The sequence below is a fragment of the Streptomyces sp. NPDC002156 genome (assembly GCF_053593675.1).
The window spans coordinates 24,796-31,380 of sequence record NZ_JBSFDA010000124.1 but is presented as its reverse complement, the minus strand read 5'-3'; the positions used below and the strand labels follow the sequence as shown (position 1 = coordinate 31,380).

Below are 6,585 nucleotides of genomic sequence, written 5' to 3'. Positions count from 1 at the left end.
AGGGCGGGCCCGGCGGCGTCTGGTGCGTGCTCTCGGCGTGCCGGGCGGAGTCCCTGGTACTGGTTGTACGTGGGGCTTCGCCCGGTGCGGCGAGAGTGCGTGCCAGACGCCGCCGGGCAGGCGGGACTTTGCGGACACGACCTAAGGGGGTCAGGTCGCCGCGCCCTCGATCTTGAGCGCGATCAGCTCGTCCTCGCCGATGCCGAGCGAGCGCAGGACGTCGTCGGTGTGCTCCGCGAACTGGGGTGCCCGGGTCAGGTCGGCCGGCATCTCGTCGAACTGGACGGGATTGGCGACCAGTTCGCGGTCGACCCCGTCGGCGTCCACGACGGGAGCGATGAGACCGTTGGCACGCAGTGCGGGATCCTGACCGACCTCCCAGGCGTTCTGCACGGCCGCCCACTGGCCCTCTCCCCGGGAGAGGAGGTCGACCCACTCGTCGTACGGGCGGGAGGCAATGAGCCCGGCGACGATCTCGGCGGCGTCGGCGGCGTTCGCCATCAGCTTCTCGGTGGTGTCGAAGCGTTCGTCGCGGGCGAGTTCCTCGCGACCGGCCAGCTTGCAGAACTCGGCCCAGTACCGGCCGGGTTGCAGCATCGACAACTCGATCCAGCGGCCGTCCGAGCTGCGGTAGGCCCCGATGAGGGGGTTGGTGGCCGAGCCGTACTTGGGTTGGATGTTCACCGGCAGCGGGCCGCCGTTCATCAGCGCCATGTTGACCGTGAACTGCGTCGCCCAGGCGCCGACGCCGACCAACGACACGTCCACGACGGACGGTTCACCGGTGGTGGCGCGGGAGTAGAGCGCGGCGGCGATGCCTCCGGCGATGGTCATGCCGCCCATCGAGTCGCCGTAGGCACCGGCGGGCATCCGGATCATCCGCTCCGCGCCGACCGGGGTGACACCGGCGGCACTGCCGCCGCGCGCCCAGAAGGCCGTGCTGTCGTAGCCCCCCTTGCGCGCCTCCTCCCCGCGGGCGCCGAAGCCGCTGCCCCGGACGTAGATGATGTCCGGGTTGACCGCCCGGATGTCGTCGACGTCGATGCGCAGTTTGGCCCGCGCGTCGGGCAGGAAGTTGGTCAGGAACACATCGCTGGTGCGGATCAGTTCGTCCAGCACGCGCCGCGCGGACGGCTTCTCCAGAGCGAGACCGACGCTCCGTTTCCCGCGGTTGGGGCCTTCCACGATCGGGAAGAACGACGAATCCTTGCTGACGGCGTCGTACCCGAGCACCCGCACCAGACCACGCTGGCCGTCGCCCCGTTCGGCGTGCTCGATCTTGATCACGTCGGCGCCCCAGTCCGCGAGCACGGCGCCCGCCGCCGGGACGAAGGTGAACTGTGCGACCTCTAGGACCCGCACACCCTCCATGGGCCTCTGCATCGGACCAACCCCTCCGAGCCTGAACGCTATTGCGCATACCCAATCAACGAAGAACGCGCTCCAGTATGGACCGAGGGTCGTAAAAAGTATACTGTTTTCGCCATGCTGGATTTCTCGATAGAACCCGATTTCCAGGCCAAGCTGGACTGGGCGACCACCTTCGTACGCGAGGAGGTCGAGCCCCTCGACCTTCTGTTCCCGCACGGGGGCGACCCGTACGACACCCGCAACGAGAAGGCCCGTGCGATCCTGCGGCCGCTCCAGGACCAGGTACGGGAGCAGGGGCTGTGGGCCTGCCATCTCGGCCCCGAACTGGGCGGCGCGGGCTACGGACAGGTCAAGCTCGCGTACCTCAACGAGATCCTGGGCCGTTCCTACTGGGCCCCGACGGTCTTCGGCACCGCCGCCCCTGACACCGGCAACGCGGAGATCCTCGCCATGTTCGGCACCGAGGAGCAGAAGGCCCGCTATCTGCGGCCCCTGCTCGACGGCGACATCGTCTCCACCTTCTCGATGACCGAGCCGCAGGCGGGCGCCGACCCCAAGGAGTTCCTCTGCCGCGCTCGGCGCGACGGGGACGAGTGGGTGATCGACGGCGAGAAGTGGTTCTCGTCCAACGCCCGGTACGCGGCCTTCCTCATCGTCATGGCCGTCACCGACCCGGACGCGCCGCCGCACGCCCGCATGTCGATGTTCATCGTGCCCGCCGAGACACCGGGCATCGAGATCAGGCGCAACGTCGGCACCATGGACGAACGCGACAACCTCGACGAGGGCATCCACGCCTACATCCGCTACGACCAGGTCCGGGTCCCCCTCGACGCCATGCTCGGCGGCCCGGGCGAGGGCTTCAAGGTCGCCCAGGCGCGCCTCGGCGGGGGCCGGGTGCATCACGCGATGCGTACGGTCGGCAAGTGCACGCGTGCCTTCGACATGATGTGCGAACGGGCGCTGTCCCGGCGTACGCAGGGCGCGCTGCTCGCGGAGAAGCAGGCGGTGCAGCAGTTCATCGCGGACTCCTGGGTGGAGCTGCAGCAGTTCCGGCTGCTCGTGCTGCACACCGCGTGGATCATCGACACGCAGCCGCACGGCGCGGCTCGCACGCAGATCGCGATGTGCAAGGTCCAGACGGCGAAGGTGCTGCACGACGTCATCCAGCGGGCCCTGCATCTGCACGGCTCGCTCGGCACGACCAACGAGCTGCCGCTCGCCAAGTGGTGGATGTCCGCACCGAACCTGGCCCTCGCCGACGGCCCCACTGAGGTGCACCGCACGACGATCGCCAAGGGGCTGCTGAAGAACTACCGGCCGGCGGAGGGCTTGTTCCCGAGCGAGCACATCCCGCCGAAGCGGGAGGCCGCGCGCAAGCGGTACGCGCACATCGTGGAGGACGACAGCCTCGCGGGGCGGGCGGACGTATGACGGGCGGACGTATGACGGGCGGGCGGTTGAGCGGCGATCTGTTCGATCTGTCCGGGAAGGTTGCCCTCGTCACCGGGGGCAGCCGGGGGCTGGGGCGCGAGATGGTGCGTGCGTTCGCCGCCGCCGGGGCGGATGTGGTGATCGCCAGCCGGAAGGTCGACGCGTGCGAGGCGGTGGCCGCGGAGGTACGTGAGCTGGGCCGGCGTGCGCTGTCGGTCTCGGCGCACGTGGGGCACTGGGACGATCTCGGGCTGCTCGTCGACGCGGCGTACGAGGAGTTCGGGAAGGTCGACATCCTCGTCAACAACGCGGGGATGTCGCCGTTGGCGCCGTCGTCCGCCGGGACCAGTGAGGAGTTGTTCGACAAGGTCGTCGGGGTCAACTTCAAGGGGCCGTTTCGGCTTGCCTCGTTGGTCGGGGAGCGGATGGCTGAGGGGGGTGGGGGGTCGATCATCAATGTGTCGTCTTCGGGGGCGTTGTTTCCGCAGCCTCGGTTTGGGCCTTATGCGGGGGCGAAGGCCGCGTTGAATGCGCTGACTACCGTCTTCGCGTTGGAGTTCGGGCCGACGGTTCGGGTCAATACGATCTCGGCGGGGCCGTTTCTGACGGACATCTCCAAGGCTTGGTCTGAGGAGAAGCGGCAGAGTACGCGTAGTGCGGTGGGTCGGCCCGGGCGGCCCGAGGAGATCATCAGTACAGCGCTCTATCTGGCCAGTGATGCGTCCAGCTATACGACGGGAGCGCTTATCCGGGTGGACGGTGGGTTGTATTGACACTGCGGGCCGGTGGGGGCCGGTCGCGCAGTTCCCCGCGCCCCTAGGTGAGTAGTCGTGTCGCCTCGTCCAGAAGTACCGGTAGTGCCGGCAGCATTCGCTGGTGCATGTCGGTCAAGTGGCCCGCTTTGCGGCCCCTCTTGATCAGTAGGGCCGTTGCCGCCGACTCTTTGTATTTCGTCAGGGCCTCGAACCAGCTCAGGTCCGGGAGGCGTTCGCGCCTCGTCTCCTCATAGATGTCGATCAGTTCGGCCTTGGTGGGCATTCCCGTCGGGTCCGCCGACGGGGATGCCGGGTGGTGGGCCTCGTCGGTGAAGAAGGTCAGCCAGGTGATGTCGACTCGGGGGTCGCCGAGGGACCAGATCTCCCAGTCGATGACCGCGTTGACCGAGTCCGTGTCGCACAGGGTGTTGCCGAGGCGGTAGTCGCCGTGGGTGAACACCGGCATCATCGCCGGTGGCATGGTGGCGCGCAGGCGTTCCGCCACCGCCTCGTAGCCGGTGCGCAGATCCTCGGGGACCGTCGTGAACGCCCGGGTCCAGCGGTCGATCTCGGCGCCCGGGGTGACAACCGGCTCCACGGCCAAGGGAGTTCGCTTGGGGTCCGCGCGGTGGAGGTGGGCCAGCATTCGGGCCGCGTCGAGGGCGCGGGCCCGTACCTGTGCGGCGGGCAGGGTGCCACGCGGGACCAGTATCGGCTCCACGCAGTCCCCTGGCACCAACTCCATGGCCACGAACGGCTGCTGGGCCGGCGGCCGGCCCTTCTCCCAGAACAGCACCTTCGGCACCCGTACGCCGGGCACCCCCGCCAGCACCTGCATGAGCCGCGCCTGGCGCAGGACATCGCGGTTGCGGACCGGCTCCAGGCCGGGCGGGGCCACCTTGAGGACTACGCGCTCGTGTCCGGCGGGGACGCCCGACAAGGCGGCGACGTAGGTGAGGCTCGATGTGCCGCCGGTGAGCGGTTCGACCGACTCCACCGTGCCCTCGGGGGCCCAGCCGCGCAGCGCGGTGGCCGTGCGCTGCGTCAACTCCGGTATCAGGTCGGTGCTGTTGGCGACGGTGCTCATGTGCCGGTCTCTCATCCTTGTCGGCCGACGGCCTGGTGGCGTTCGGCGGTCAGCGCCTCGACGATGTCCCGGCGCACCAGCTTGCCGGTCGGGGTGCGGGGCAGTTCGGGCCAGCGGGTGATGCGTTCCGGTGTCTTCGAGCCGCGCAGGGTGCCGCGTACCTGTGCCCGCAGGTCGCCGGCGTCGATCTCCGCGCCGTCGCGGACCACGACGACGGCCTCGATCCGCTGGCCCCACTCCTCGTCCGGTACGCCGACGACGACCGCGTCCAGCACGTCCGGATGGCGCAGCAGGACGTCCTCGATCTCTGCGGGCGCGATGTTCTCGGCGCCCCGGATGATCGTGTCGTCGGCCCTGCCCTCGATGTGGAGATAGCCGTCGGCGTCGACCCGGCCCTGGTCGCGGGTGTGGAAGAACCCGCGCTCGTCGACCGCTGAGCCCTGTCCGGCGTACTCCCCCGAGACCTGCTCGCCGCGCACCCAGATCTGGCCCGTCTCGCCGGGAGCCGCGACCTCGCCGGACGCGTCGCGGACCTCCAGTTCGACGCCCGGCACCGGCAGCCCGGCCGACCCGAGCCGGGCCCGTACGGCGGGATCGTCGCTCGCGACGGCCGTGCGGTGCTCCTGCGGGCCCAGGATCGTGATGGTGGACGAGGTCTCCGTCAGGCCGTAGGCGTTCACGAAGTCGATGTGCGGCCAGGCGCGCAGCGCGGTCTCGATCACCCGTACGGGCATCCTGGCGCCGCCGTAGGCGAGTGCGCGCAGCGAGGGCACCGATCGGTCCAGTCCGTTCGTGTCCATGATGCGGGCGAGCATCGTCGGCACCACCATCGCGTTGGTGACGCCCTGTTGGCGTACGAGGTCCAGCCAGCTCTCGGGCGTGAACTGGTCGAGGCTCAGGGCGCGGCGTCCGGCGTACAGGTTGGTGAGGATGTTGGACACGGCGGCGATGTGGTACGGCGGGACGCTCACGAGGGCCGCCTCGTCCGGGTCGGCGCCGGCGAACTCCACCGTGCCGAGCACGTACGACACGAGGTTGTGGTGGCGCAGGACCACGCCCTTCGGCGTCGAGGTCGTGCCGCTCGTGTAGATGAGGACCGCCGGGGTGTCGGGCGGCTCCTGCGTCGGCTCGGCGTCGCCCGGAGAGGAGGCTGTGGCCTCTGCCGCCTGTTGGAGCCACTCCTCCGGGGTCCGTACCGCCAGGCCTGCCCTGCGCAGCGCCTCGCCGTGTTCCGGGTCGGCGATGCCCAGGGCGCGGGGGTGGTTCGCGAGCAGTGCGTCCAACTGGTCGTCGCCGAGGCGGTAGTTGACCGGGATCAGTGGGACTCCGGCCTGGGCCGCGGCGAACAGCGCGACCGGGAGGGCCGGGCCGTTCACCGCCAGGTACACGATCGCGTCGGCTTCGGCCGCGTGGACCGACCGCGCCCCGCCGACGGCCAGTTCACGCAGGCGCGGGGCGGTCAGGCCGTCGTCCGTGCGCCCGATCAGGATCCGGTCGCCGAAGCCCTCGGCGGCCATGTCCAGCAGCATCGAGATGTTCATCGGGCAGTCCCGCCCCTCAGTCCGAGGCCGGGAGCGGCTTGGCGCTCTTCAGCGGCAGTGGTACGCCGTTCAGCGCCAGCGTGCCCTGCCCCGGCTTGGTGCAGAGCAGTTCCAGGCCGAGGTCCTCGTCGGCGTACCGCTTGCCGAGCAGGGAACCGCCCATCTGGTCGGGGTCGGCTGTGCCGGTGGCGGCGGGTCCCGGCCCGTTCGCCTCGGCCATGGCCGCCCCGCCGCAGGTGATGTCCAACTCGCCGTCCGGGCAACGGACGACGACCACCGCCGTCGTGTCGACCGTACTCGCGAGCATCTGCCCCACACGTGGCCTCATCGCAGGTTCCTCCGCGGATCTTGTTCCGTTCCGGCGCCCTAAGACCAGAAAAAAGTATACTACTTACCT

At 69.8% G+C, this 6,585-nt stretch carries 6 protein-coding genes; 2 read left to right on the top strand and 4 right to left on the bottom strand.

What is annotated here, in order from left to right:
• Window positions 1-150: 150 nt before the first annotated feature.
• Window positions 151-1,383 carry a CaiB/BaiF CoA transferase family protein gene (locus tag ACWCRB_RS35620; protein WP_451000005.1) on the bottom strand — a complete coding sequence of 411 codons (1,233 nt, stop codon included), beginning with the start codon at window positions 1,381-1,383 and terminating at the stop codon, window positions 151-153.
• 102 nt (window positions 1,384-1,485) lie between these two features.
• On the opposite strand from ACWCRB_RS35620, the gene ACWCRB_RS35615 reads away from it, so the two are divergent.
• Together ACWCRB_RS35615 and ACWCRB_RS35610 are read left to right on the top strand one after the other, a co-directional pair.
• Window positions 1,486-2,805: an acyl-CoA dehydrogenase family protein gene (locus ACWCRB_RS35615; protein ID WP_451000004.1), complete on the top strand. Its 1,320-nt coding sequence runs from the start codon at window positions 1,486-1,488 to the stop codon at window positions 2,803-2,805.
• 26 nt (window positions 2,806-2,831) lie between these two features.
• Window positions 2,832-3,578, top strand: coding sequence for an SDR family NAD(P)-dependent oxidoreductase (locus ACWCRB_RS35610; protein ID WP_451000003.1), 747 nt, complete (start codon window positions 2,832-2,834; stop codon window positions 3,576-3,578).
• Between the two features lie 43 nt (window positions 3,579-3,621).
• On the opposite strand, the gene ACWCRB_RS35605 is transcribed toward ACWCRB_RS35610, so the two are convergent.
• Genes ACWCRB_RS35605 through ACWCRB_RS35595 form a run of 3 tightly spaced genes read right to left on the bottom strand, consistent with a single transcriptional unit; the run spans window position 3,622 to window position 6,516 of the window.
• Window positions 3,622-4,647, bottom strand: a complete 1,026-nt coding sequence (locus ACWCRB_RS35605) for a phosphotransferase family protein (RefSeq protein WP_451000002.1) — start codon at window positions 4,645-4,647, stop codon at window positions 3,622-3,624.
• Between the two features lie 11 nt (window positions 4,648-4,658).
• Window positions 4,659-6,188, bottom strand: coding sequence for a class I adenylate-forming enzyme family protein (locus ACWCRB_RS35600; RefSeq protein ID WP_451000001.1), 1,530 nt, complete (start codon window positions 6,186-6,188; stop codon window positions 4,659-4,661).
• Window positions 6,189-6,204: 16 nt separating this feature from the next.
• Window positions 6,205-6,516: a hypothetical protein gene (locus ACWCRB_RS35595; RefSeq protein WP_451000000.1), complete on the bottom strand. Its 312-nt coding sequence runs from the start codon at window positions 6,514-6,516 to the stop codon at window positions 6,205-6,207.
• Window positions 6,517-6,585 lie beyond the last annotated feature (69 nt).